The organism is Pilimelia terevasa (genome assembly GCF_014647915.1).
In the GTDB taxonomy this organism is placed as follows: Bacteria; Actinomycetota; Actinomycetes; order Mycobacteriales; family Micromonosporaceae; genus Pilimelia; species Pilimelia terevasa.
Genome location: NZ_BMQC01000012.1, coordinates 59,332 through 85,676, shown reverse-complemented (window position 1 = coordinate 85,676; position 26,345 = coordinate 59,332). Strand labels below are relative to the sequence as shown.

The following is a 26,345-nucleotide window of genomic DNA, read 5'->3' as shown; positions in this document are numbered from 1 at the left end:
ACAGCTCGCCGACGGCGACGCATCGGCAGGGGCACCCGGGCGCACGGGGGGATCACGGCAGGGCGTCGTACGCACGGACGACGCCCTGCCGGATCGCCGCCGTGAACGCCGTGAACGGCGTCGCCTCGACCGCCCGCGCCGCCCCGCGCCCCTCCCGCCGCCACACCCCCACGACCTGCCCGCCGGCCACCACCGTCGCCCGGAACATCCCGTTGCCGCCGGGCACGATCCGCTCCGCGAACTCCGCCGGCAGACACGCCGACCGGTCGGCGTACCCCAGCACGAACTCGTCGAACCCCGGCAGCAGCAGCACCCCGCCGGCCTCCCGCCGGTGCGCCGCCAACCCGTCGACCACCGCCGGATCCAGGTAGTAGGTCACCCCGTCCACCTGCCGCTGCGCCAGGTCACCCGCCGCGTCCGCCAGCCCCCGCCGCACCTCGCCCAGCGGCAGGCCCACCCAGCGGGCCAGGTCCTTGACCGTCGCCGGCCCGTGGCCCCGGAAATACCGGCGCGCCAGCTCCACCAGCGCCGCCTCCCGCTCCCACACCCGCGACCCGGCGATCCACTCGTCGCAGCGGACCACCAACTGCTCACGCCCGTCGAACGGGCCGAAGCACACGCTGCCGGTCTGCGCGATGTGCCACAGCAGGTGGTAGCCGCGCTGCCCGTCCGTGCCCACCCCGCCCCGCGCCCACACCCCGTACAGCGCCTCCCGGCTCAGCCGCCCCCCGCCGGCCAGCGCCGCCAACGCCAACTCCCGCGCCCGCTCCAACACCCGCTCGTCCAGCTCCAGCGCCGCCCGCCGCCGCGCCGCCCCCGCCACCAGCCGCGCCGTCGTCAACTCCCGTAGCCAGCCCAGGTCCTCCGGCAGCACCACGTGGAGGGTGCCGCGCATCGGCCACGACCGCACCAGCAGCCCCGCGTCACACGCCGCCCGCACCTCGTCCACCGACCGGCCGGCCGTCCGCAGCGCGATCGACGTCAACACCCCGGGCAGATCCTGGCCCTGCGCCGCCAGCAGGCCGCCCACGGCCTGCGCGGGCGTGGGCGCACCACCGCCGACCAGCCGCTGGGCCACCAGCCGCAGCAGCGCCAACTCCTGCAACGGGGTCCGACGTGTCACCACCGCATCCTGGCACAGACACCCGACAACAGGCCGCGCTCACGGCCACAGGCGCTCGCGGCCCCGACCCGCGCCGGCACGGGGAGAGTGGGCCACGCCCGCGGCAGTTCCCTTACCGGTGGTGCCGGGCAGCGGCTTGACCAGCATCGACAGCAGGTGGTCGGGGTCGCCGCGCTCGCCGACCGGGGCGAAGCCGCGCCGGGTGTGGAAGGCCAGGGACGGTTCGTTGCGGGGTACCAGGTTGACTTCCAGTGCCAGTCGGCCGGCGGCGGCGGCGTCCTGCTCCACCTGGTCGTAGACGAAGCCGGCCAGGCCGCGGCGGCGGTACCCGGGGTGGATGACGATCCGGTCGAGGTAGTGGAAGCCGTCGCCGTAGCGGTCGGCGAACCAGCGGTAGTTCAGCGAGTCGTAGGCGGTGCCGGCGCGGAGGGTGACGACGAAGCCGGCGACGGTGCCGTCGACGTCGACGACGTGGAAGCGGTGCGCCAGGGCGCGCAGGTAGGCGAGGCGGTCTCGGTCCATGGCAGCGACCTTGGGTACGTCGTCGGCGTTCATCGCCAGGACGGCGGGCAGGTCCTCGTCGGTCGCGGGTCGCATCAGCGGCATCCCGCCAGCATAGGGTCCGGCCCTCTCCCCCTCGAACCTTCGTTGCACCATAACGGTCATTATGGTGCAACGAATTTTTGTGAGTCACGCTCACTTAAAGTGCGCGATGCCAATTAATAAATTACATAAATCAGCAATCTATTAATTGGCTGGCGGAGTGCCCGCGACGTCTTCGTGGGATCGCTCAAGTGGATGTGGGCAGGGTGCAGCCGGCTGATGACGGCGTAGTGGCGCACCATGCGGCCGACCGCCAGCCCGGGCCGGCGTAGCAGATCAGGGGACCGTGATGGCGATCTTGCCGTGGGTGCCGGCGGTGAACGCGGCGAACGCGGCCGGCACCTCGGCCAGCGGGTAGGTCCGCGACACCGGCACGGTGAGGCGGCCGGCCGCCAGGTCCGCGGCGAGCTGGTCGAGGGTGTCGCCGGCCGGGTGGGCCATGACGAACGTCGCGGCCGGGTGCTGGTCGGCGCCGAAGCCCAGGAGGCTGGCGAGGCGCCCCTTCTCCGCCAGCAGGCCGGCCACGGTCGGGCCGTCCCCGGCGAAGTGCAGGACCACGTCCACCCCGTCTCCGGCGACGGCCCGGACCTGGGCCGGCACGTCGCCGGCGTGGTCGACGACGTGCGCGGCGCCGAGTCCGCGGACGAAGTCGGCCTCGGCGCCGGGGCGGGCGGTGGCGACGACCCGGGCGCCGACCGCGGCCGCGTACTGGACCGCGATGGCCCCGACCCCGCCGGTGGCCCCGCTGACCAGTACCGTCTCGCCCCGCTGCGGAGCGGTGGCGGCCAGGCAGTCCAGGGCCGCCGTACCGGCCAGGCCCACCGCGCCCGCGGCGGCGGGCGCCACCCCGGCGGGCAGCGCCGCGACGCCGACGGCCTCGGGCACCGTGACGTACTCGGCGAACCCGCCGTCGCCGAGGAACGGCTTGGTCACCACCCCGAACACCGCCTCGCCGACCGAGAAGCGCGACACGCCCCGCCCGACGCCGGCCACGGTGCCGGCGAAGTCCTTGCCGAGCACCACCGGGAAACGGTGCTCCATCATCCCGACCAGGTAGCCGGTGGCCACCGACAGGTCGAAGCCGTTGACCGACGACGCCCGTACCCGCACCAGCAGTTCACCGGCGCCGGGCCGCGGCGTCGGCACCTCGGCCAGCGACGCGGCCGCACCCTGCTCGGCGGTCACCACCGCACGCATCTGTTCTCCTCACGCCGGCCGGGGGAAGGGACCTCCCATTCTGGCCGTCGCACCCGCGCGCCGATTGCCGAACGCGACGAAGACCGCCGGCTTGGTACCCCGTGACCTGAGAACTCGCCGCGGTGGCGACCATCACGGTCGCTCCGCGACCGAAACGGTCGCAGCCGCGTCTACGCTGGTCCCCATGCCACGCCAGACCCGGCAGCAGATCGACGACGAGATCGTCGACTGCGCCGCCGCCCTCTTCGCCCGCCACGGCTTCCAGGAAGCCTCGGTGCAGCGGATCGCGGACGCCGTCGGCTACTCCAAGAGCGGCCTGCTGCGCCACTACCCGTCCAAGGAGGCGCTGCAGGAAGCCGTCGCCACCCGCTGCCTGGCCGAACTCACCGACGTCGCCCGCCAGGTCGCCGACCGGCCGCCCGGCCCCGCCAAGGACCGCGCCGCCCTCACCGGGCTGGCGGAACTGGCCCTGCGCCGGCCCGGGTTCTTCGCGCTGCTGCTGTCCACCCTGCTCCGCGACCCCGCCGACCCCGGCAGCGCCCTGCTCACCCCCGTCGGCGACGTCATCGTCGACATGTTCGCCCTGAACCCCGCCGACCCGGACCTCGACCGCACCGTCCGGGTCGCCGGAGCCGTCGGCGCCCTGGCCGTCGCCCGCACGGCCCTCGGCGACCTGCTCACCGCCGGCGACGCCGCCGCGCACCTGATCAACGTCAGCTACGACGCGCTGGGCCACCCGGCCCCGACCGCGCACTGACCGTCCCACGGGAGTACCTGCCATGGCACGACTGCTACACCGGCTCGGACTGGCCTGCGTCCGGCACCGGGTCCTGGTCACCGCGCTGTGGCTGGGGCTGCTCCTGGCCAGCGGGGTGGGCGCGGCGACCCTGTCCGGGCCGACCGTGTCCTCGTTCAAGATCCCCGGGCAGGAGTCGACCGTCGCCCTGGACCTGATGACCGACCGGTTCGGCGACACCGCCACCGCCGGCTCCGCCCAGGTCGTCATCCAGGCCCCCGGCGACACCCGGGTCACCGCACCCCCCGCCGCCGCGGCCGTCGCCGGCATCGTCGACCGGCTGCGGCGCCTGCCCGGCGTCGCCTCGGCCACCGACCCGCTCGCCCCGCAGACCCCCACGATCTCCCCCGACCAGCGCGCCGCCTACAGCACCGTCACCTACGCCGCCCCCGCCCGGGAGGTCACCGCCGCCCAGCGGCAGGCCCTGCGCGACACCGTCGCCCAGGCCCGCACCGGCGGCCTCACCGTCGAGGTCCGCGGCGCGGTCCTGGACACCTCCGGCGCCGTCGGCGGACCAGCCGAGGCCGTCGGCGTCCTCGTCGCCCTCATCGTCCTCGCCGTCACCTTCGGCTCCCTGCTCGCCGCCGGCATGAACCTGCTGACCGCCGCCGTCGGCGTCGGCATCGGCGCCCTCGGCATCACCGCGCTCAGCGGCTTCACCCCGCTGCAGTCCACCACCCCCGTCCTGGCCGTCATGCTCGGCCTGGCCGTCGGCATCGACTACGCCCTGTTCATCGTCACCCGCTTCCGCCACGAACTGCGCGCCGGCCAACCCGTCCCCGACGCCGCCGCGCTCGCCGTCGGCACGGCCGGCTCCGCCGTCGTCACCGCCGGCCTGACCGTCGTCATCGCGCTCGCCGGCCTCGCCGTCGCCGGCATCCCGTTCCTCACCGAGATGGGCCTCGCCGCCGCCGCGACCATCATCATCTCCGTCCTCGTCGCCGTCACCCTGGTACCGGCCATCCTCGGCTTCGTCGGCGTCCGGGCCCTGCCCCGCCGCGCCCGCCGCATCGCACCCGGCACCGCGAGCGCCGCGGACACCGGCCCCGGCTTCTACCTGCGCTGGGCGCACACCGTCACCCGGTACCGGTGGGCGAGCCTGCTGGCGGCGGTGGCGGTCCTGGCGGTGGTGGCCGTACCGGTCCTGTCGATGCGCACGGCGCTGAACCCGCGGCCGGTGCCGGGCAGCACCGAGGCCCGCGCCGCGGCGATCATCGCCGACCGGTTCGGGCCGGGCACGGCCGGCCCGCTGCTGGTCCTCGTCGACGGCGCCGGTGCGGCGGCCCGCGCGGCCGCGGTCCGGGAGCAGGTGGCCGCCCTGCCCGGGGTGGCGGTGGCGCTGCCCCCGCGGCCGGCGCCGCGCGGCGCCGCCGCGGCGTTGATCACAGTCGTGCCGGTCGAAGCGGCGGACTCGGCGGCGACCAGTGACCTGGTGCACGCGCTGCGCGCCCAGGTCGCCGACACCGACGGCGCCCGCGTGTACGTCACGGGGACGACCGCGGTGAGCATCGACGTGTCGCAGAAGCTGCGCGAGGCGCTGCCGGTGTACCTGGCGCTGGTGGTCGGGTTGGCGTTCGTCCTGCTGGTCCTCGTGTTCCGGTCGGTGTGGGTGCCCGTGGTCGGGGTGCTGGGTTTCCTGCTGACGATCGGGGCGACGCTGGGCGCGACGACGGCGGTGTTCCAGTGGGGGTGGCTGGCCGACGTCGTCGATGCCGGGGCGACCGGGCCGCTGATGAGCCTGTCGCCGATCATCATCGTGGGGATCCTGTTCGGCCTGGCCATGGACTACCAGGTGTTCCTGGTCGCCCGGATGCACGAGGCGCACGCGCACGGGGCCGGGCCCCGGGACGCGATCGTGACCGGGTTCCGGCAGGCCGCGCCGGTGGTGGTGGCCGCGGCGACGATCATGTTCGCGGTGTTCGCCGGGTTCGTGCCCGACGGCGACGCGGCGATCAAACCGATCGGGTTCGCGCTGGCCACGGGCATCGCGTTCGACGCGATCGTGGTCAGGATGGTGGCGGTGCCGGCGGCGCTGGCGCTGCTGGGCGCGCGGGCGTGGCGGCTGCCGCGGGCGCTGTCCTGGCTGCCGGTCCTGGACGTGGAGGGCGCGGCCCTGCGGCGCGGCGCCGCCACCGCGGCGCGGGAACCGGTGACCGCCGACGCCTGAGCGGAACCGGGCCGGCCGCCGGAGGGCGGGGCCGGCGGCCGCCAGCGGCGCCGCGTACCGGCCGGTCGCCCCGCCCACGTCGAGGACCGCGGCGCGCCGCGGCAGGACCCGGCCCAGGACGTCCCACGTGCGCAGGAACTCCCAGCGGCCGACGCCGCGGTCGAGCCGGTGGCGCTCGCCGCCGGCCTGGTAGTAGGCGGTCACCTCGGCTGGCAACGCGGTCACCTCGGCAGGCAGCATGGCCGCACTCTGCCGCCGCCGCGGCCCCGCCGACAACCGCTTTTCCCGCGCCTCAGCGGCGGCGCGGCGGGCTGGGGGCGGTGACCAGCAGGGCGAGGAGCACGGCGACGGCGACCGCGATGAACGGCAGACCCGCCCAGTACTCGGGGACCCGCGGGAACCGCTCCGGCACGTACATCGCCGCGAACACCACCACCCACGTCCCCAACGCGGCGGCCGCGGCGAACCCGACGGTGGCGTGCGGGCGCAGGTAGGTGGGCCGGCACCAGTACAGCAGCACCTCCACCAGGACCCCCGCGACCACAGTGGCGATCTTGACGTGGGGGAACGCGGCGCCGGTGACGGAGACCTGCACCAGCGTCGCCGTCGCGTACACCCCGACCGCGGCGCCCGGCGGGACCGGACCGCGGCGCGAGAGCATCAGCAGCGGACCCAGCAGCATCAGCGTGGTGATCACCACGGCGGCGGAGAACGCGCTGGTCCCGCGGGTGTTCGGGCCGAAGTCGGGGCGCACCGACAGGACCTCCACGACGGCCCGCGGATCCCACACCAGGGCGTCGCCGTACTCCAGGAACATGAACACCGGCATCACGCTCAGCGTCAACCCCAGCAGCAGCGGGAACTCCACCCGCAGCCCCCGGCCCACCCCGCGGCCCCACCGCGACCGCACCGGACCCGTACCGATGAGGACCCCGCCGGTGATCAACCCCAGGTGGGAGGGGCTGAACAGGACGTCGAAGCCGTTCTCGATGCCGAAGATCTCGTGCCAGACCAGGTCCGCGACCGCGCAGACGCCGAACAGGACCAGCCCCGCCACCGCCAGGGCGTAGCCGTACGGCACCGCCTGGAGGCCGCGCGCGCCGGCCAGCATCGGCTGCAGGACCGCCCACCCCAGCCAGGCGCTCGTCGCCAGGAAACCGGTGTACAGGACCGCGTGCCAGGCCGTGAAGAACGACTCCACGCCGTAGATGCTGTGCGCCCACGCATCCAGCAGCAGCCCGACGAACATCCACAGGCCCAGCAGGGCAGAAATCAGATCGAACCGGTACGAGGGAAGAATCCGGCCCCCGATGCGGGCCACCCGCCGCTCACCCATGTCGCGCCCCCATCATCAGACCTTAAGGCACCCTAGACAGGGCCAGGCCGACCAGACAGGCACTCGCCGACACCGGCACCCGCTCAGGCGGCCACCGGCCGGCAGTCGGCGACCAGCCGCCGCGCCCACCGCATCCGCGACGCCGCCGACTCGCCCCGCTCCCGTACTCCCCTGCCACCGCCGGACCGCACCCCTCGCTGCCGTACCGCGCCAGCGCCCGCTCCACCGCACCCCACACCGCCGCGGCGTCCGGGCACGCCGACGGCTGCAGATCCGACAGGAACAGCGCCTGCGCCACCACGTTCTCCTGCAACCCCACCATCCGAGCCTCCCCCACCGCGAACCGCCGATGTGACTCAGCTAACAGGCGCCCGAGTGCGAGGCGAGCGCCCCCCGGTTGCGACCCGGTTGCCGTCCAACCAGCCAGCCCACCACCCGCACCGGCCCACCCCCAACCCGACAACCGACCCCGCACCGACCCAACGCAACCCCTCCTGCCGAACCGGACACCGCGGTATCGTCCCGGACATCCACGCCGACGGAGGCGCCATGACGGGACCCGAACCGCGTCCACCGACGCCGCCCCCGCCATGCCCGCAACCCGACACCGCCGCCCTGCACCGCCAGCTCGAAACCATCGAAGACGACCTCGGCTTCGACCTGGACCGCTGGCAGCGCGACGCCCGCCGCATCGAAGCCGCCGCCCACGCCACCGGCGACGAAGCCCTCGCCCTGCGCGCCCGCCTCATCCAGGCCGACGTCCGGCACCGCCGCGGCGACAGCGCCGCCGCCGCCCCCGTCCTGTGGACCGTCAACCGGTGGGCCACCGAACACCGCCACCCCCACCTCACCGCCCGCAGCCACCGCCTCCTCGCCCTGCTCCTGCGCAGCATCGGCGACAACGCCGGCTTCCTCGAACACGCCGTCCGCTGCGTCGAAACCCTCCCCGAGGACGCCACCGCCCGCCAACGCGCCTACCCGCTGATGATGCTCGGCGACGCCACCCGCGGCGGCGCCGACCCCGCACCCTCCCGCGCCCGCTTCCACCAGGCCGAACAGATCGCCGCCGCCCACCACGACCACCAACTCCGCGTCATGATCCTCAACAACCTCGCCAGCGCCGAACTGGACTCCGGCGCCCTCGACCACGCCGCCACCGCCGCCGCCCGGATGCGCACCGTCGCCGCCGCCGCCGGCATCAACCTCGACAGCCACTCCCCCTACCTGGACACCATCGCCAACGTCCACCTCGCCGCCGGCAACTACACCAAAGCCGCCACCGCCGCCCGACACGCCATCACCACCTACGGCGCCGACGGCTGGGAACAGGCCGACGCGCTCGCCGACCTCCTGCTCACCCTCGCCCGCGCCCAACGCCACCTCGGCGACCACGACGACGCCCAACGCAGCCTCGACCGGTGCCGCGACCTGTGCCTACGCCGCGGCCTCGGCTGGGCCCACGCCCGCCAGCTCTACGAACAATCCGAACTCCACGCCGCCCGCGGCCACTGGCAGGCCGCCTGGGAGAACCTCAAAGCCCACCACCTCGCCGACCGCGACCTCATGTCCGGCCACCGCGAAGCCCAGGCCCGCACCCGCCAGGTCCTCTTCGAAACCGCCGAAGCCCGCGCCGACGCCGAACGCTTCCGCGAACAGGCCCGCCGCGACCCCCTCACCGGCCTGCGCAACCGCCGATACACCGACGAGGAACTCCCCCACCTCGTCCGCCAGCACCCCGACAACCTCACCGCCGCACTCGTCGACCTCGACCACTTCAAACAGATCAACGACACCCTCTCCCACCAGATCGGCGACCGGGTCCTCGTCACCGTCGCCGCCATCCTCACCACCGCCGTCGCCGCCGACACCGACGGCTTCGCCGCCCGCGTCGGCGGCGAGGAATTCCTCCTCGTCCTCCGCGACCACAGCCCCGGCCGGGCCACCGACACCCTCGACAACCTCCGCCAGGCCGTCGCCCACTACTACTGGCCGCCCCTGACCGGCACCCTGCCCGTCACCGTCAGCATCGGCGCCGCCACCTGCCGGCGGCACAGCGCCGCCCAGCTCCTCGCCGCCGCCGACACCCACCTGTACACCGCCAAGAACCGCGGCCGGAACCAGACCTGCCTCGACGGCGCACCCGTCCCCGCCCGGTAGATTCCCCACCGTGCCCGACAACGTCCCCGCCATCCCCGCCGCACTCGCCGGCACCGCGGCGGCGCTCGCCGGCACCGCGGCGGCGCTCGCCGGTGCCACACCCGCCGACGTACTGGAGGCGTGGCTGCACAACCGGCGGCTGTCCCCGCACACCCGCGCCGCGTACCGGCGGGACCTCACCGGCTGGCTGCACTGGTGCGCCCAGCACGCACTCGACCCGCGGGCCGCGACGTTCCTGCACGTCAACGCGTACGCCCGGGAGCTGGAGGCGACCCTGGACCCGCGCACCGGCAAGCCTCTGACCCCCGCGACCGTGGCCCGCAAACTGTCGGCCCTGTCGAGTTGGTACACGTTCCTGCACCGCGTCGGCGCCGTCGCCGTCAACCCCGTCTCCGCCGCCGACCGGCCCCGCCTGCACCGCGACCACTCCGCCACCGTCGGCCTGTCCGCCGACGAGGTCGACGCCGTCCTGCACTCCGCCCGCCAGTGCCTCGGACCCACCGCCGCCCGCACCCGCGCCGCCATCACCCTGCTCGCCGACCTCGGCCTGCGCGTCGGCGAACTCACCTCCCTGAACTGCGAGGACCTGACCACCGAGCGCGGCCACCGCAGCATCCGGTTCACCGGCAAAGGCGGCCACCACCGGCGCCGCGCCCTCACCCCCGGCTGCGCCGCTGCCGTTGACGACTACCTCACCCAGCGCGCCCAGATCGCCGGAGTCCGCGCCGACTCCCTCACCGGGCCGCTGCTCACCACCCGGACCGGGCGGCGACTCGACCGGCACGCCGTGTTCCGGCTCATCCGCACCCTCGCCCGCAGCGCCGGCATCCCCCACTGGGCGCACCTGTCCCCGCACTCGCTGCGGCACGCCTTCGCCACCGCCGCCCGCGACGAGGGCGTACCCCTGGAGGACGTCCAGGACGCCATGGGCCACGCCGACCCGCGCACCACCCGCCGCTACGACCGCGACCGGCACAACCTCGACCGGGACCCCGCCTACGTCCTCTGGGCCGCCCGCGCCCGCCGCGGCGGCTGACCCGCCCCCGCTACAGCACCCGCGGCGGGGTGTTGCCCGCCGCCACGATCGCCCGCCGCACCGGCACCGCCGCCAGCAGTACGAACCCCACCACGAAGAACGCGATCAGCGACAGCAGCGCCACCCGGTAGGAGTCCGTCGTCTGGATCGCCAGGCCGAACAGCAGCGGCCCCAGCCAGCTCGTCCCCTTGTCGGAAATCTCGTACAGGCCGAAGTACTCGCCCTCCCGGCCCGCCGGGATGAGCTGCGAGAACAGCGACCGCGACAGCGCCTGCGAACCGCCCAGCACCACCCCGATCGCGCCGCCCAGCACCACGAACGGCACCGCCTCGCCCCGCGGCAGGAAGAACGCCGCCACCACCGTCGCCGACCACAGCACCAGCGACAGCAGGATCGTCTTCCACGCCCCGATCCGCCGCGCCAGCCACCCCATCCCCAGCGCCCCGCCCAGCGCCAGGAACTGCACCATCAGGATCGTCGGCACCAGCACGTCGTCGGACAGCCCCAGCTCCTCCACCCCGTACACCGACGACATCGCGATCACCGTCTGGATGCCGTCGTTGTACACCAGGTAGGCGATCAGGAAGAACAGCGTCAGCGGATACCCCTTCAGCGACCGCAGCGTCGCCCACAACTGCCGGAAACTGTCCGCCACCAGATTGCCGCGCGCCGGGCCCGCCGACGGCGGGCGGTTGCGCAGCAGCACCAGCGGCACCGTCGTGAACGCCGCCCACCACACCCCCGCCGCCACGATGCAGTACCGCGCCACCTCGCCCGTGGACAGCCCCCAGGAGTCCGCCGACAGCACCGCCACCACACTCAACGCCAGCAGCACCCCGCCGCCGCCGAACCCGAACGCCCACCCCACACTCGACACCGCGTCCCGCTCGTCCGGCCCCGCCAACTGCGGCAGGAACGAGTGGTACACCACCACACTCGCCCCGAACGCCACGTTCGCCACCACGAACAGGCCCGCACCCAGCAGGTACCGGTCACCGGTCAGGAACAGCATCCCCGCCGTCGCCGCCGCCCCCACGTACGCGCACGCCGCCATCAACTGCTTCTTGCGCGCCGACCGGTCCGCCACCGCCCCCACCACCGGCAGCACGAACACCGTCAGGAACACCGACAGCGACGCCGTGTACGGAAACAGCGACTCCGGCGCCACCGACAACCCCAGCACCCCGACCGACCGGCCCGCGCAGCCGCCCTCCGCGCAGCCCGCCGCCTCCTTCGCCACCGCCGTCAGGTACGGCCCCAGGAACACCGTCACCACCGACGTGTAGAACGCCGAGTTCGCCACGTCGTAGAAGTACCAGCCGACCCGCTCCCGCCGGTCCGCGTACCCCAGCACGCTCACACCCACAGCCCCCGCCCCGCCAACACGTCCCGCAGCACGTCCAACCGGTCCGTCATGATCCCGTCCACCCCCAGGTCGAGCAGCCACTCCATCGACCGCCGGTCGTCCACCGTCCACACGTGCACCTGCAGGCCCAGACCGTGCGCGTACTCCACGAAACGACGACCCACCACCGGCACCCCGAAGAACGACACCGGCACCTGCGCCGCCACCACCGACGCCGGCAGCCGCACCCGCCAACCCCGCACCGCCGCCACCCGCAGCCGCCCCACCGACCGCACCCCCAGCGACGTCACCGCCCCCGGCCCCGCCAGCCGCCGCACCGCCGCCAGCCGCGCATCCGAGAACGACGCCCACAACACCCGCCGCTGCGCCCCCGCCGCCCGCACCGCCGCCACCGCCGGCCCCACCACCGCCGCCGACTTCACATCCACGTTGAACCGCACCCGCGGCCACGCCCCCAGCACGTCCGCCAACCGCGGCACCACCGGCTCCCCGCCCACCCGCAGCGACCGCACATCCGCCCACCGCAGCCGCGACAACCGGCCCCGCACCCCCGCCACCCGCCACAGCGACGCGTCGTGGAACACCACCGGCACCCCGTCCGCCGTGGCGTGCACATCCGTCTCCACATACCGGTAGCCCGCCGCCACCGCCGCCGCGAACGCCGCCGCCGAATTCTCCGGCAACCCCGCCGCCCGCGCCGATACCACACCGCCCCGGTGCGCGAACGCCAACGGCAGCGGTGCGTCCAGAAACCCACCATCCACGGCCATGCCCCGCAGTATCGCCCCACCCGCCGCCGACACGCGGCGCCTCACCGACCGGACACGCCGCCGTCGCCCGCCCGCCGCGAACGCGCCGCACTCACCGGCCGCGTCCGGTCCACCCACGCCGGCCGGACCGGCTCCGCCGCCCGCAACGGCACCAGGTCCCCCGCGATCGCCGCCACGATCCGCTCCGTCGCCTCCACCGCATCCCCCTCGGACAGACCCGACAGGTCCACCGGCCCGCCGAAGTGCACCCGCAGCACCGGCCGGCGCCACACCGCCCGACCCAGCGTCCGCAGCAGCCGCCGCGGCACCCCGTACGGCAGCAGCTCGTGCGCCCCCCACTGCGCCACCGGCACCACCGGCACCCCCGTGCGCAGCGCCAACCGCGCCGTACCCGTCTTACCCCGCTCCGGCCACAAACCCGGATCCAGGCCGATCCGCCCCTCCGGGTACACCAGCACCACGTGCCCGGCCGCCAGCACCGCACCCGCCGCCGCCAGCGACTCCCGCACCGCCGCCGACCGCCGCTCCACCCGCACGTGACCCGCCCGGCGCATCAACCAACCCAGCACCGGCGCCCGGAACACCCCCGCCGTCGCCATGATCCGCGGCGCCAGCCCCACCCGCGCCGCCGCCGCCACGAGCACCGCCGGATCCGCCGGCCCCACATGGTTCGCCGCCAGCAGCAGCGGACCCGACCGCAGGCCCGGCGGCACCGCCCCCGACACCCGCAGCCGACCCACCGACGCCACCGCCAGCCGCGCCAGCACCACCGCCGCCCGCCACGCCCGCGACGCACCGGCCGGCGACGCCGGCCCGCTCACGCCCCCGCCGGCAACTCCGCCAGCCGCGCCTCCACCTCCGCCAACTCCGCCCGCAGCCGCTCCGCCCGCTCCTGCGCCCGCGACCGCTCCGCCGCGACGATCTGCTCCACCGCCTCCGACAGCGCCGGCACGTCCAGCAGCCGCACCACCCGCAGCGCCTCCGCCGCCCGCACCGCACACGGCCTGGCCAGCGTCCGCGAACCCGCCGCCGCCGCCACCGACCACTCACCCTCCACATACGACAGCGTCACCGTGACACCCGCCGCCGGCTTCACCTTCGCCGCCTTCGGCCGCCGCGGCCGCACCTCGGCCGCCTCCGGCCCGGCAGCCGGCGCTGGCGGGGCCGCCCGGGGCGCCGGCGGCAGCAGCGGCGGGCCCGACGGCGCCGGCGGGGCCGCCTGCTCGGTCACCGGGGCGCCCGCGGCCTTCTTCGCCGCCGAGGCCGCGCCCCGCGGCGGGATCACGACGTCGGCGGGGGTGAACGGCAGCTCGTCGCGGCCGAAGCGGACCACCACCGTCGTCTCGCCGTCGGCCTCCTCCACCGCGGCGACCTGGCCGAACTGGCCGACAATCTGCCCGGCGGCCTCGGTGAACATCACCTTCGGCCGGCGCCCGGCCGCCAGGGCCGACCGCAGGGTGTCCAGATCGTCGGCGGTCAGGCCGGCGTCTACGCGCGTCGCCATCGTGGAACCTCATCTCGTACGTACGTCAGAACAGGTGACAGCTTCATAGCACCCCGGACCGACAGGCCGGACGACGCGCCCGTACCCGCGTGATCGGATTCGACGGCGACGCTGGTCCGCTACGCAAATTTCTGATGGTCGGTGCGAAGCACCTTGTTGGTTCTTCGGGTGTGCGGAGCACACCGTGTAGGGCATCCTAGGACAATAGGTCGAGTTTGATGCCCTGTAGGTGGTTGTCGGGAGGGTCGTCGTGTCTACCGGCTCGTTCCGGGGGCGAGGACGGGGCGTGGCGGCCGCCGTTCGCTCAGGGCCTGACGCTGGCGGGCCGGTGGGTCGGGAGTCGGATCGTGTAGGTGGTTACGGGGTCGGTGTTGTCGTTGAGGGTCACGTCGCCGTCGTGTGCTTCGACGATGGCCCGGATGAGGGTGAACCCGAGGGCGGTGCCCGGGACGCCGGGGCCGGGGGCGTGGGCCGCACCGGTCGCCCGCTCGGCGGTCACCGTGAGCACCGTGCTCAGACTGTCGGTCCGCAGGTTCAGCCCGACGCCACCGGTATCGGCGGTGGTGTGCACCAGTTCGTCGATGACCTGTCGTAGGCGGGCGGCGTCGCCGTCGAGGATCACGTCGTCGGCAGGGGTGTTGAGGTCCACGGAGAGACCCGCCGCCTGCGCCGATCGCGCCGTGTCGCGGCAGATCGCGGTCAGGTTCACCGGTAGTCGGGCGACGGTGGTGTCCCCGGCGCGCAGGGCCGCCATGTCCAGCAGCTTGTCGATCATGGAGTGCATGTTCTTGGTGTTGCGCTGCATCACGGTCAGGAGTTCATCCTGGTCGTCTGCCAGCCGCGGGTCCTGGGCGAGCAGGTCGGTGCACGACTCGATGGCTGTCAGTGGGGTTCGTACCTCGTGCCCGATCAGGTTGATGAACTCGACCCGGCTCTGGTCCAGCTCCGTGTCGAGGCGTTCGGCGCGGCGCCGCTCCAGCATCTGTCCGATCATGCCCGCCAGCGCGGGCAGCAGCGCCGCGCGGGTGTCCGCGCTGTCCTCGGGGCTGGCGCTGTAGAGCACGATGATCGCGATCACGATGCTGCCGCTGGGCACCGGGACGGCCAGGCCCGCCTGCAGACCCGCCCAGTCCACCGTCTGGGTGGAGCTGCCGGCGTGGGTGCGTAGGTCATGGGCCCACACCGGACTGATTCGTTGCCAGGCCTGCCCGGGAAGCCCCTCACCGCGGCGTAGCTGTTCGTTGCTGCCGGCCGGCAGCTGACCGCGGGGGTCCCACAGGACCTGCCGGCGCAGCACCTTGCCCACGAAGTCCACCACCCAGAACTCCCCGGCGGCCCAGTCCAGCGCCGTTCCGATGGTGTCCAGCACCTCGGGCAGGATCTGCTCCACCGGATCACGAGCGCTCAGCAACTCGCCGACCCGCCGCTGGCAGGCGCTGATCTGGTCCATCCGCCGCCTCGCGGTGACCTCGTTGAAGACCACCAGCGCCTCGCCGCCGCCCGGATCGCTGTCGCCCAGGCTCCGACCACTGGCGAGGAAGAACCGCGCCGCCGCGCCAGGTGGTTTGATCACCACCTCCATGCCCTGGACACTCTCGCCGGCCAACACCCGCGCCAGCGGCATCTGCTCGTCCGTCAACGGCTCACCGTCGGCGTCGCGCCAGACGCCCCAGCCCCGCATCAGGTCAGCCGACCTCGGCCGCCCAGGCACGTCGAAGAGCTGACGGGCGTGCGCGTTCGCCCACGAGGCCTGCCCGTGCCGTCCGCAGCCCACCGCGGGCAAACCGAGACTGTCCAGCAACTCCGGGAGCTGCCCGTGGTCACCGCGCAGCTTCGACGACAGATCGGGCATCGCAACCTCCCAGGCAATGGCGACAACTCAACCGTAGACCCACGTAAACGGCAAAACAGGTATTTAAGGGCGACTACAAGGGGGGTAACGCCGGGGCGTCGTCCCTCACCTTGACCCCTTCCGGGGAGACGTGCGCCACATGCGCCAGGCGTCCTAGGACGACAGTCCGGTCGCTACGATCTGCGGATGCGGACCACCCTGATCACGGGCGCCACCGGCGGCATCGGCACCGCCGTCGCCGAGAATCTCGCCGCCCGCGGCGACCGGCTGGTCCTCGGCGGCCGGGACCCCGACCGGCTGCGCGAGCTGGCCGGGCGGCTGCCCGGGGCGCGGGTCCTCCCGGCCGACCTCGGCGACCCCGGCACGCTCAGCGCGGACGGCCTGCCACCGAGGCTGGACGTGCTCGTGCACTGCGCCGGTGTCGTGGCGCTCGGGCCGGTCGCCGACGCCGACGCCGCGGTGTGGGAGCGGACCCTGGCCGTCAACCTCACCGGCCCGGCCGTCCTCACCCGGCTCGCGCTGCCGGCCCTGCGCGCCGCCCGTGGCCACGTGGTGTTCCTCAACTCCGGCGCCGGGCTGCACGCCGGGCCGGGCTGGAGCGCCTACGCGGCGAGCAAGTTCGGCCTGCGGGCGCTGGCCGACGCGCTGCGCGCGGAGGAGGCGGCACACGGGGTGCGGGTCACCACCGTGTACCCGGGGCGCACCGCCACCGCCATGCAGGCCGCGGTGCACGCCCAGGAGGGCCGGGAGTACGACCCGGGCCGGTGGATCCAGCCCGCCGCGGTGGCGGCCGCGGTGCGCACGGCACTGGACCTGCCGGTGGAGGCGCACCTGACCGAGGTGACGATCCGCCCCGGGCTCGGCTGAGTGGCGCCCGCCGGGGCGGCGGCCGCGGGCGGTTCGCCGGAGGGGCCGCGGGCGCGGGCGGCGGTGCTGGGGCGGCTGTGGTCGGCGCTGCTGCGCGAGCCCTGCCCGGGTGTGGCGGGTGTCGAGGTGGCGGGGTCGGCGGCGCGGGTGCGGCTGGCCGACGGGCGGGTGCTGGCCGGTCCGGCGCTGGCGCCGTTCGCGCGGGCCGGGCCGGGCCTGGCGGTGCGGGACTGCGGGGGGCGGCGGTACGAGGACGCGGCGGCGCTGGTGGCGGCGCTGCCGGTGCCGCCACAGCGGCGGGCGCGGTTCGCCGCGGAGCTGGCCGACAGCGCCGCGAACCTCGCCGACGCGTACGCCCACGCGCCGCCGCCGCCGACGCTGGCGGCGCTGGCCGCCCTGCCCGCGGACGCGGCGGCGGTGCTGGGTGAGCAGGTGGCGGTCGCCGGGCACCCCCTGCACCCCGGCTGCCGGACGCGGACCGGGATGAGCCGGGCCCAGGTGCGGGCGTACGCCCCCGAGCACCGGCCGGTCGTCCCGGTGCGCTGGTGGACGGTGCCGGCGGGCCGCTGGTGGAGTCCGACCGGGTCGCCGCCGGAGCTGCCGCTGCACCCGTGGCAGGCCGCGGCGCTGGTCGGGGCGTACCCCTGGCTGCGGCCGACGGGCCGGGTGGCCGCGACGCGGCCGCTGATGTCGCTGCGGACGGTGGCGGCGGGCGACGGTACGCACCTGAAGCTCGCGCTAGACGTGCAGATGACCAGTGCCGTGCGGCGGGTGTCGGCGGCGGCGCTGCACAACGGCCCCCTGCTGGGGGCGCTGCTGGGCGGCCTGGCGGGGCGGCTGCCGGGCCTGCGGGTACTGGCGGAGGTCGGCGGCGGCGCCGCCTGCGCCGACGGGGCGCCGGTGCCGTCGCTGGCCTACCTGCGGCGGGTCGGGCCGCGCCGCCGGCCGGGCGAGGTGGTGCTGCCGCTGGGGTCGCTGTGCGCCGACGGGGCGGCGGGGCGGCCGCCGCTGGCGGTACAGGCGGCGGCCGCGGGGTACGGCGGGGACCCGGTGGCGTTCCTGGCCGCGCTGCTGGAGGTGCTGCTGCCGCCGCTGGTGGCGCTGCTGCACGCCGGGGTGGCGCTGGAGGCGCACGGGCAGAACACGCTCGTGGCGCTGGCCGGGGGGCGGCCGGTGCGGGTGTACTACCGGGACTTCGGCGGGGTGCGGGTGTCGGCGGCGCGGCTGCGGGCGGCCGGCCTGGAGGTGCCGCCGCTGCGCGGCGACCTGTGGTGCGAGGACGCCGACGAGCTGCGCACCACGCTGGCGGCGGCCGTGGGGGTGGTCGTCGGCGAGCTGGTGGCGGTCCTCGGGCGGTACGCCGCGCCCCAGCGCTGCTGGGCGGCGGTGTCGGCGGCGCTGGCCGCGGCGTTCGCCGGGGTGCCGGGCGCGGCCGCCGACGAGGCGGCGTGGCGGGCGGCGCCGCTGCCGGTGAAGGCGACGACGGCGATGCGGCTGGCGGACGCGCCGCTGGCCAACCAGTGGGCGCGGATGCCGTACGGATGGGAGGGGCCGTGGTGACCACGACGGTCGGCGGGGGGCTGCACGCCGCCGCGCCGGAGCTGGCGGACGCGGTCGCGGCGGCGCTGCCGCGGGCGGCGGCGACGGTCCGGCGGCGGCTGCTGGCCGCGCTGGTGCGCGAGGACGTCGGCGACGCGCGGGAGCGGTACGGGGCGCGGGGGCGGTGGTCGGGCTTCGGGCACGTCACGTTCGACGACGCGCCGGACGTGCCGTTCGCGGCGCTGCTGCCGCCCGGCGCGGCGGGGCTCGCGGCCGAACTGGAGGACGCGGTGGTCAACCAGGCCGTCGCCTACGCCCGGGCGCCGGGCGGGCCGCCGCCGGCGGCGGGGCCGGACGCGGCGGTGGCGGCCGCCGAGCGGTCGGCGACCGAGGGGCACAACCTGCACCCCTGCGGGCGGACCCGGCTGGGCTGGTCCGCGGCCGACGTCCTGGCCCACGACCTGGAGGGGCCGGGGACGGCGGTCGGCTTCGTCGCCGTCCCGGCGGCGGCGCACCGCGGCGACGACCTGGGTGCCCTGCTGCGGGCCACCCGCCCGCAGGTCCCGGCGGCGCCGCCGGGCCACGTCGTCCAGCCGGTGCACGCCTGGCAGTGGGAGCGGCTGCGCCGCTGCCGGCCCGACGGGGTGCGGCTGCTCGACGGGCGGATCGGGGCGACGGCGACGCTGGCGGTGCGCACCCTGCTGCTCGACGGGCCGCCGGCCTACCTGAAGCTGTCCCTGGACGTCCTGATCACCTCGACCCGGCGGACGATCTCGCCCGCGAGCGCCGCGAACGGCCCGGGGATCTCGGCGCTGCTGGAGGAGGTGCTGGGCCGGGACGCGGCGGGGGCGCGGGCGCTGCTGCTGCGGGAGCCGGCGGCGGCCGCCGCGCCGGGGGTCGGCGACGGGCGGGCGGCGTCGGCGATCCTGCGGGAGCCGCTGGCGGGGCGGCTGGAGCCGGGCGAGGCGGTGTGGCCGGCGACGGCGCTGGCGGTCCCCGACGCGGCGGGGCGGCCGGCCGCGGCGCGGCTGGTGGCGGCGTACGCGCGGCGGGGCGGCGCGGCCGACGGGCCCGCGGCGGCCGCGGCGTGGCTGGCCGCGTACGCGGAGCTGCTGCTGGCCCCGGTGCTGCGGCTGGCCACGGCGTACGGGGTGGGGCTGGAGGCGCACCTGCAGAACTGCCTGCCGACGTTCGTGGACGGCGTCCCGCACCGGATGGTGTTCCGGGATCTGGCGGGGCTGCGGCTGCACCGGCCGCGGCTGGCGGCGGCGGGCCTGTCGGTGGCGCTGCACCCGGACTCGGTCGTGGGGACCGACGACGTGGCGGTGCTGCGGGCGAAGGTCTGCTACACGGCGTTCCAGGCGCACCTGGCGGAGCTGGTGCGGCAGGTGTGCGGGGCGTACGGGCTGGCCGAGGACGGGGTGTGGGCGCGGGTGCGGGAGGTCGTCGACGGGCTGGCCGGCGGTACGGCCGACCACGGGGCGTGGACGGCGCCGACGGTGCCGCACAAGGCGCTGGTGCGGATGCGGCTGGCCGGTGGCGGCGATCTGTACGTGCCGGTGTCCAATCCGCTGTGCCGGAGCGGCCGGTGAACCCCGCGGCGGGTGGCGGGCCGGGCGGCGCGGCACCGGACCGCGCGGCGGCGGGAGACCGGCCGGGGGTGGGCGGGGTGCCGGCGGAGGTGGCGGCGGCGGTGCTGGCGCTGCCGGCGCCGCGGTGCGCGTACGTGTACCGGCGGGCGGCGCTGGCCGCGGCGGTGGCCCGGGTCCGGGCGGTGCTGCCGCCGCGGGTGCGGCTGCTGTACGCGGTGAAGGCCAACAGCGACCGGCGGGTGGTGGCGGCGCTGGCGGCGCTGGTCGACGGCCTGGAGGTGGCCTCGGCCGGGGAGCTGGCGCTGGCCCGGGAGGTGGGGGCCGGGCGGATCGCCTTCGGCGGGCCGGCCAAGACCGACGCGGCGCTGGCGGCGGCCGCGGCGGCGGGCGCCCGCGTGCACGTGGAGGGGCTGCACGAGCTGCGGCGGCTGGCGGCGCTGACGGCCGGCCGGGCCGGGCCGGGCCTGCCGGTGGCGCTGCGGGTGAACCGGGCCGCGGCCGCGCCGGCCGGCAGCCACCGGATGGCGGGGGCGGCGACGCCGTTCGGGTTCGACGAGGCGGACGTGGGCGCGGCGCTGGCGGTGGCGGCCGCGGCGCCCGGGCTGGCGGTGGACGGGCTGCACGTGCACGCGGTGTCGAACAACCTGGACGCGGCCGCGCACGCCGGCTACGTGACGGCGACGGCCGCGTGGGCGGGCGCGCTGGCGGGGGCGCACGGGCTGCGGCTGGAGTACCTGAACGTCGGCGGCGGGCTCGGCGTGGACTACGCGGGCGGGGCGCGGTTCGACCTGGCGGTGTTCGGGGCGGGGCTGGCCGCGGCGGCGGCTTCGCTGCCGGCCGGCGCGGAGCTGGTGGTGGAGCCGGGGCGGTACCTGGCGGCGGGTGCCGGCTGGTACGCCGCCGAGGTGCTGGACGTGAAGCGGACGCACGGGCGGTGGTTCGCGGTGCTGCGCGGCGGTACCCACCACTTCCGGCTGCCGGCGGCCTGGGGGTACAGCCACCCGTTCGCGGTGCTGCCGGTGGCGCACTGGCCGTACCCGTGGCCGCGGCCGCAGGTGCGCGACGCGGCCGTGACGGTCGCCGGTGAGCTGTGTACCCCCCGCGACGTGCTGGCGCGGGACGTGCCGGTGGCCCGGGTGCGGGTGGGTGACGTGCTGGTGTTCGGCGACGCGGGGGCGTACGGGTGGGACATCTCCCACCACGACTTCCTGCGCCACCGGCACCCGGACACGGTGGTCCTCTAGCGGCCGTTCGTACGCCTGTACGAATATGCGGTACCGTGGCCGGGTGATGTTCCAGCCCTCACTGCTGGGCGGCGGCGGGCAGGTCCGGCCCGGGCCGCTGGGCGACACCGTGCGGCGCCTCCCCCTGGGTGTGGGCGCGTGGCTGGACCTGCGGCCGGGCTGGATGCTGGGGGCGGACGCCCTGTTCGACCGGCTGCACCGGGTCGTGCCCTGGCGGGCGCAGCGGCGGCAGATGTACGACCGGGTGGTCGACGTCCCGCGGCTGCTCGCCTTCTACGGCGTCGGCGCGGCCCTGCCCGACCCGGCGCTGGAGGCGGCCCGCGCGTCGCTCGACGCGCGGTACGGCGCGGAGCCGGGCGGGCCGTTGGCGACGGCCGGCCTGTGCCTGTACCGCGACGGCCGCGACAGCGTCGCCTGGCACGGCGACCGGGTGGGGCGGGGCGCGACCGCGGACACGACGGTGGCGATCGTCTCGCTCGGCGCTCCCCGCACGCTCGCGCTGCGCCGCCGCGGCGGCGGCGGCCGGCCGCTGCGCTTCGAGGTCGGCCACGGCGACCTGCTGGTGATGGGCGGCAGTTGCCAGCGCACCTTCGACCACGCGGTACCCAGGACGGCGCGGCCGTGCGGCCCGCGGATCAGCGTCCAGTTCCGGCCGGTCGGCGTGCGCTGACCGGCGCCGCCGCCCGCTGGGCGCGCCCGTCCCGGCAGCGCCGGGAACCGGTCACCGGCGGTGCGGGACGCCGCCCGGGCCGGCCAGGGCGCGGCGCAGCGGCGCGGCCTTGGCCGCCGCCTCGGCGACCTCCGCCGCCGGGTCGCTCCCCCAGGTGATGCCGCCGCCCGCCCACACGTGCAGGTGGGTGGCGTCGGCGGCGACCGTGCGGATCGTCAGGCCCAGGTCGAGGTGGTCGGGGCCGACCCAGCCCAGCACGCCCATGGCGGCCCCCCGGCCGACCGGCTCCAGGGCGGCGATCTGCGCCAGCGCCGCCCGCTTGGGCGCGCCGGTGACCGAGCCGCCGGGGGCGAGCGCCCGCAGCAGGGTGGGCAGGTCCACGCCGTCGGCGAGCGCCGCCGTCACCACCGACTCGGCCTGCCACAGGTCGCACCAGCGGCGCACGGCGTACAGCGACTCGACGGCGACGCCGCCGGTGCGGGCGACGTGCGCGACGTCGTTGCGGGCCAGGTCGACGATCATGATGTGTTCGGCGCGCTCCTTGGCAGAGTCGCGCAGGGCGGCGCGGCCGGCCGCGGTGGCCGGGCGGGTGCCCTTGATCGGCCGGGTCGTCGCCACGCCGCCGCGGACCTCGACGAGGGTCTCGGGCGAGGCGCTCGCCAGCGCCCAGCCGGCGCCGGTGAGGACCCCGCCGTACCGGGCGCCGGGCAGCGCGGCGACGGCGGCCAGCGCCGGCCCCGGGTCGCCGCGGTACCGGGCGCGGGCGTGGCCGACGAGGTTGGCCTGGTAGACGTCGCCGCGGGCGATGGCGGCCCGCAGGGCGCGGACGGCGTCGGCGTGCGCGGCGTCGGTCCAGCTCGCGGCCCACTCCCCCAGCCGCCAGGCGGCGCCGTCAGCGGCCGGGCGCCGGTCCCCCGGCGGGGCGGTCCGGGCGGCGCGGCGGTAGGCGACGGCGACGACGTCCGGCAGCGCGGGCGCCGGGGTGGGTGCCCCGGGCGGCGCGCCGATCGCGGTCGCGGCGGCCGCGGCGGAGACGTAGACGGCGGCGCCGACCGTCGGGCCGGGCCGGGTGGGGCGGCACAGGTCGGCGGCAAGCAGGCCGTGGTCGGCGAGGAACGCCGCGAGCAGGCCCAACGGGTCGCCCGGTGCGCCGGACCGCCACTCCAGCCGGGCACACTCGGTGATCGTTTCGCCACGCGGGGCCGCCGGTGGAGTGGTCAACGGTAACGCGCTCACGACGAATGGACCGTTCCCTCTCGGCTGTTCAGTGAAATCGTGTCGGGTTCCGGGCACCGGCGTCAGCGCCGTCGATGGACGGTGCTAGCGTGACGCCACGTCGTGTGAGGCATGACACACCCCCCACCCGCTTCTCGCAGGACCCAGGAGGCCACGATGTGTCCGCATCAGCCACCCTGCCCGACCGCCGCCGCCCCCGACCGGGAAGCCGCCCGTTGCGTGTCCGCCCATCCTGAGCAGGGGTGGAGCTTGCTGTGCAACGGCGTCATCATGTTCGAGGACACCGGCGAGCTGCTTCCTGACGGGAGCTGCGTGGACCCGCACCGGGGTCCCGCACCGCACGCCATAGCCGCCTGAAACCCGCCGCCGCGCGGGCGCCCACGTCACGGAGAGTGGGTGCCGGCGCGGCGGCGGTGTGTCACGGGGCGAACGCCTCCGGCGGCGGGCACGCGCAGACCAGGTTCCGGTCGCCGTACGCGCCGTCGACCCGGCGCACCGGCGGCCAGTACTTGCCGGCCGCGCCGGCCCCGCCCGGGAAGGCGGCCAGGGTCCGCGGGTAGGGGTGCGACCACTCGTCGGCGGTCACCATCGCCGCGGTGTGCGGGGCGTTGGCGAGGGGGTTGTCGCCGGCCGGCCAGGCGCCCGCCCCGACCTGGTCGATCTCCGCCCGGATCGCGATCATGGCGTCGCAGAACCGGTCCAGCTCCGCCAAATCCTCGCTCTCGGTCGGCTCGACCATCAGGGTGCCGGCGACCGGGAACGACATCGTCGGCGCGTGGAACCCGTAGTCGATCAGGCGCTTGGCGACATCGTCGACGGTCACGCCGGTGGACCGGGTCAGCGGGCGCAGGTCCAGGATGCACTCGTGGGCGACCAGGCCCTTGTTGCCCGCGTACAGCACCGGGTAGTGCCCGCGCAGCCGCGCCGCGACGTAGTTGGCCGCCAGGACCGCGACCGCGGTGGCGTCGGTGAGCCCGTCGGGCCCCATCATCCGCAGGTACGCCCACGAGATCGGCAGGATGCCCGCCGAACCGTGCGGCGCCGCCGACACCGCGTGCGCGTCGCCGGCCAGCGGGTCGCCGGGCAGGTACGGGGCCAGGTGGGCGCGGACCGCGACCGGCCCGACGCCCGGGCCGCCGCCACCGTGCGGGATGCAGAACGTCTTGTGCAGGTTCAGGTGCGAGACGTCCGCGCCGAACCGGCCGGGCTTGGCGAAACCGAGCAGCGCGTTGAGGTTGGCGCCGTCGACGTACACCTGGCCGCCCGCGTCGTGGACCTTCGCGCAGAGCTGCGCGATCCCGGTCTCGTAGACGCCGTGCGTCGACGGGTACGTCACCATGATCGCGGCCAGCGACGCCGCGTGCGCGGCGATCTTGGCGTCGAGGTCGGCCAGGTCGACGTTGCCCTCGGCGTCGCAGGCCACCACGACCACGCGCATCCCGGCCATCACGGCCGAGGCCGCGTTGGTGCCGTGCGCGCTGGAGGGGATCAGGCAGACGTCGCGGCCGGCCTCGCCGTTGTCGCGGTGGTACGCGCGGATCGCCAGCAGGCCGGCCAGTTCGCCCTGCGAGCCGGCGTTGGGCTGCACGCTGACCGCGTCGTACCCGGTCACCTCCGCCAGCCACCCCTCCAACTGGGCGACCAGCGCCGCGTACCCGCCGGTCTGCGCCGCGGGGGCGTACGGGTGGATCTGCGCGAACTCCGGCCACGTCACCGCCGCCATCTCCGCGGTGGCGTTGAGCTTCATCGTGCACGAGCCCAGCGGGATCATGCCGCGGTCCAGGGCGTAGTCGGCGTCGGCCAGGCGGCGCAGGTAGCGCAGCATCGCCGTCTCCGAGTGGTGCGCGGTGAACACCGGGTGGGTGAGGAAGTCCGAGTCGCGGCGCAGCGCCGCCGGCAGCGCGTCGGGGGCCGACTCCGGCGGGGCGGCGACGCCGAACGCCGCGCACACCGCCGCCAGGTGGGCGTCGACCGTGGTCTCGTCGCAGGCGATCCCGACCGCGTCCTCGTCGACCAGCCGCAGGTTGACGCCGGCCTCGGCCGCCGCCGCGACCACCGCCGCGGCGCGGCCCGGCACGACCGCGGTCACGGTGTCGAAGAAGTCCGCCGCCGCGAGCGTCACGTTCCCGGCCCGCAGTGCCGCCGCCAGCCGGGTCGCGTGCCCGTGGGTGCGGGCCGCGATCGCGCGCAGCCCGTCCGGGCCGTGGTAGACGGCGTACATCGAGGCCATGACGGCCAGCAGCACCTGCGCGGTGCAGATGTTGCTGGTGGCCTTCTCCCGGCGGATGTGCTGCTCGCGGGTCTGCAGCGCCAGCCGGTAGGCCGGCGCGCCGTCGGCGTCGCGGGAGACCCCGACGAGCCGGCCGGGCAGCAGCCGCTCCAGGCCGGCGCGGACCGCCAGGTAGCCGGCGTGCGGGCCGCCGAAGCCCATCGGTACGCCGAAGCGCTGGGTCGTGCCGGCGGCGATGTCGGCGCCGAACTCCCCCGGCGTGCGCAGCAGCGCCAGCGCCAGCAGGTCCGCGGCGACCGCGACCAGCGCGCCGCGGGCGTGCGCCGCCGCCACCGGGCCGCCCAGGTCGCGGACGACGCCCGAGGCGCCCGGGTACTGCAGGTGCAGGCCGAAGAACTGCGCGGGCAGCTCCTGCGTCGCCAGGTCCCGCACCTGCACGTCGATACCCAGCGGCTCGGCCCGGTTGCGGATGACCGCCAGGGTCTGCGGCAGCGTCTCGGCGTCCACCACGTACACCGGGCTCTTGGTCTTGGCGGCGCGGCGGGCCAGCGTCATCGCCTCCGCGGCGGCGGTGCCCTCGTCCAGCATGGACGCGTTGGCGGTCGCCATGCCCGTGAGGTCCGTGACCATCGTCTGGAAGTTCAGCAGCGCCTCCAGCCGGCCCTGGCTGATCTCCGGCTGGTAGGGGGTGTAGGCGGTGTACCAGGCCGGGTTCTCCAGGACGTTACGCTGGATCACCGGCGGGGTGTGGGTGCCGTGGTAGCCGATGCCGATCATGGACGTGGCGACGGTGTTACGACCCGCCAGCTCGCGCAGCTCCGCCAGCGCCTGCGCCTCCGTCGCCGCCGGCGGCAGGTCCAGCCCGCCGGTCCAGCGGATGGCCTCCGGGATCGCGGCGTCCATCAGGGCGTCGGTGTCGGGGTACCCGACGACGTCGAGCATGTGCTGCCGGTCGGCCGGCTGCGGCCCGATGTGGCGGCGGGCGAACAGGTCACCGGTGGGGCGGGGGGCTGCGCTCATGGGGCACTCCTGCGACGAGGGACGGGCGTACCCTCCCCCT

General features: G+C 76.0%; 21 protein-coding genes. 10 read left to right on the top strand and 11 right to left on the bottom strand.

What is annotated here, in order from left to right:
- Positions 1-52: 52 nt before the first annotated feature.
- The 3 genes from IEY75_RS16255 to IEY75_RS16245 all read right to left on the bottom strand — a co-directional run bounded on the left by IEY75_RS16255 (position 53) and on the right by IEY75_RS16245 (position 2,923).
- Positions 53-1,123, bottom strand: coding sequence for a winged helix DNA-binding domain-containing protein (locus IEY75_RS16255; protein WP_229789773.1), 1,071 nt, complete (start codon positions 1,121-1,123; stop codon positions 53-55).
- Positions 1,124-1,162: 39 nt separating this feature from the next.
- Positions 1,163-1,729 (bottom strand): GNAT family N-acetyltransferase, encoded by a 567-nt coding sequence (locus tag IEY75_RS16250; protein ID WP_189115211.1) that lies wholly within the window; start codon positions 1,727-1,729, stop codon positions 1,163-1,165.
- 273 nt (positions 1,730-2,002) lie between these two features.
- Positions 2,003-2,923 (bottom strand): alcohol dehydrogenase catalytic domain-containing protein, encoded by a 921-nt coding sequence (locus tag IEY75_RS16245; protein ID WP_189115210.1) that lies wholly within the window; start codon positions 2,921-2,923, stop codon positions 2,003-2,005.
- Between the two features lie 184 nt (positions 2,924-3,107).
- On the opposite strand from IEY75_RS16245, the gene IEY75_RS16240 reads away from it, so the two are divergent.
- Together IEY75_RS16240 and IEY75_RS16235 are read left to right on the top strand one after the other, a co-directional pair.
- Positions 3,108-3,680: a TetR/AcrR family transcriptional regulator gene (locus IEY75_RS16240; RefSeq protein ID WP_189115209.1), complete on the top strand. Its 573-nt coding sequence runs from the start codon at positions 3,108-3,110 to the stop codon at positions 3,678-3,680.
- Positions 3,681-3,702: 22 nt separating this feature from the next.
- On the top strand, positions 3,703-5,886 hold the full coding sequence (locus IEY75_RS16235) for an MMPL family transporter (protein WP_189115208.1): 2,184 nt from the start codon (positions 3,703-3,705) through the stop codon (positions 5,884-5,886).
- Between the two features lie 292 nt (positions 5,887-6,178).
- Here the strand turns inward: IEY75_RS16235 and IEY75_RS16230 are convergent, their stop codons facing one another.
- A complete protein-coding gene (locus IEY75_RS16230) occupies positions 6,179-7,222 on the bottom strand; it encodes a hypothetical protein (RefSeq protein ID WP_189115207.1) in 1,044 nt (347 codons plus the stop codon).
- A 549-nt stretch (positions 7,223-7,771) separates the two neighbouring features.
- On the opposite strand from IEY75_RS16230, the gene IEY75_RS21320 reads away from it, so the two are divergent.
- Together IEY75_RS21320 and IEY75_RS16220 are read left to right on the top strand one after the other, a co-directional pair.
- Positions 7,772-9,379: a GGDEF domain-containing protein gene (locus IEY75_RS21320; protein WP_189115206.1), complete on the top strand. Its 1,608-nt coding sequence runs from the start codon at positions 7,772-7,774 to the stop codon at positions 9,377-9,379.
- A 112-nt stretch (positions 9,380-9,491) separates the two neighbouring features.
- A complete protein-coding gene (locus tag IEY75_RS16220) occupies positions 9,492-10,415 on the top strand; it encodes a tyrosine-type recombinase/integrase (protein ID WP_373290282.1) in 924 nt (307 codons plus the stop codon).
- A 10-nt stretch (positions 10,416-10,425) separates the two neighbouring features.
- Here IEY75_RS16220 and IEY75_RS16215 read toward each other — a convergent pair whose 3' ends face one another.
- The 5 genes from IEY75_RS16215 to IEY75_RS16195 form a co-directional block, all read right to left on the bottom strand.
- Positions 10,426-11,769, bottom strand: coding sequence for an MFS transporter (locus tag IEY75_RS16215; RefSeq protein ID WP_229789772.1), 1,344 nt, complete (start codon positions 11,767-11,769; stop codon positions 10,426-10,428).
- 2 nt (positions 11,770-11,771) lie between these two features.
- Entirely contained in the window at positions 11,772-12,551 is a 780-nt protein-coding gene (locus tag IEY75_RS16210; RefSeq protein ID WP_189115204.1) for a glycerophosphodiester phosphodiesterase family protein, read from the bottom strand.
- A 41-nt stretch (positions 12,552-12,592) separates the two neighbouring features.
- Positions 12,593-13,372, bottom strand: a complete 780-nt coding sequence (locus IEY75_RS16205) for a lysophospholipid acyltransferase family protein (protein WP_189115203.1) — start codon at positions 13,370-13,372, stop codon at positions 12,593-12,595.
- Entirely contained in the window at positions 13,369-14,055 is a 687-nt protein-coding gene (locus IEY75_RS16200) for a hypothetical protein (RefSeq protein WP_189115202.1), read from the bottom strand. The genes IEY75_RS16205 and IEY75_RS16200 overlap by 4 nt, the downstream gene beginning before the upstream one ends.
- A 304-nt stretch (positions 14,056-14,359) precedes the next feature.
- On the bottom strand, positions 14,360-15,907 hold the full coding sequence (locus IEY75_RS16195) for a sensor histidine kinase (RefSeq protein ID WP_189115201.1): 1,548 nt from the start codon (positions 15,905-15,907) through the stop codon (positions 14,360-14,362).
- Positions 15,908-16,093: 186 nt separating this feature from the next.
- Between IEY75_RS16195 and IEY75_RS16190 the strand changes: the two genes are divergently transcribed.
- The 5 genes from IEY75_RS16190 to IEY75_RS16170 are packed head-to-tail and all read left to right on the top strand — an operon-like array spanning position 16,094 to position 21,819.
- Positions 16,094-16,774, top strand: coding sequence for an SDR family oxidoreductase (locus IEY75_RS16190; protein ID WP_189115200.1), 681 nt, complete (start codon positions 16,094-16,096; stop codon positions 16,772-16,774).
- On the top strand, positions 16,775-18,334 hold the full coding sequence (locus IEY75_RS16185; protein ID WP_189115199.1) for an IucA/IucC family protein: 1,560 nt from the start codon (positions 16,775-16,777) through the stop codon (positions 18,332-18,334).
- On the top strand, positions 18,331-19,905 hold the full coding sequence (locus IEY75_RS16180; RefSeq protein WP_229789771.1) for an IucA/IucC family protein: 1,575 nt from the start codon (positions 18,331-18,333) through the stop codon (positions 19,903-19,905). Before IEY75_RS16185 ends, IEY75_RS16180 begins: the two co-directional genes overlap by 4 nt.
- Entirely contained in the window at positions 19,902-21,149 is a 1,248-nt protein-coding gene (locus tag IEY75_RS16175; RefSeq protein WP_229789769.1) for an alanine racemase, read from the top strand. Before IEY75_RS16180 ends, IEY75_RS16175 begins: the two co-directional genes overlap by 4 nt.
- A 46-nt stretch (positions 21,150-21,195) precedes the next feature.
- On the top strand, positions 21,196-21,819 hold the full coding sequence (locus IEY75_RS16170) for an alpha-ketoglutarate-dependent dioxygenase AlkB (protein WP_189115197.1): 624 nt from the start codon (positions 21,196-21,198) through the stop codon (positions 21,817-21,819).
- Positions 21,820-21,870: 51 nt separating this feature from the next.
- Here the strand turns inward: IEY75_RS16170 and IEY75_RS16165 are convergent, their stop codons facing one another.
- Positions 21,871-23,055 carry a chorismate-binding protein gene (locus tag IEY75_RS16165; RefSeq protein ID WP_373290281.1) on the bottom strand — a complete coding sequence of 395 codons (1,185 nt, stop codon included), beginning with the start codon at positions 23,053-23,055 and terminating at the stop codon, positions 21,871-21,873.
- Between the two features lie 156 nt (positions 23,056-23,211).
- On the opposite strand from IEY75_RS16165, the gene IEY75_RS16160 reads away from it, so the two are divergent.
- Positions 23,212-23,412, top strand: coding sequence for a DUF5999 family protein (locus tag IEY75_RS16160; RefSeq protein WP_189115195.1), 201 nt, complete (start codon positions 23,212-23,214; stop codon positions 23,410-23,412).
- Between the two features lie 61 nt (positions 23,413-23,473).
- On the opposite strand, the gene gcvP is transcribed toward IEY75_RS16160, so the two are convergent.
- Complete coding sequence (gene gcvP, locus IEY75_RS16155; RefSeq protein WP_189115194.1) at positions 23,474-26,305, bottom strand: aminomethyl-transferring glycine dehydrogenase; 2,832 nt, start codon at positions 26,303-26,305, stop codon at positions 23,474-23,476.
- Between the last annotated feature and the right edge of the window lie 40 nt (positions 26,306-26,345).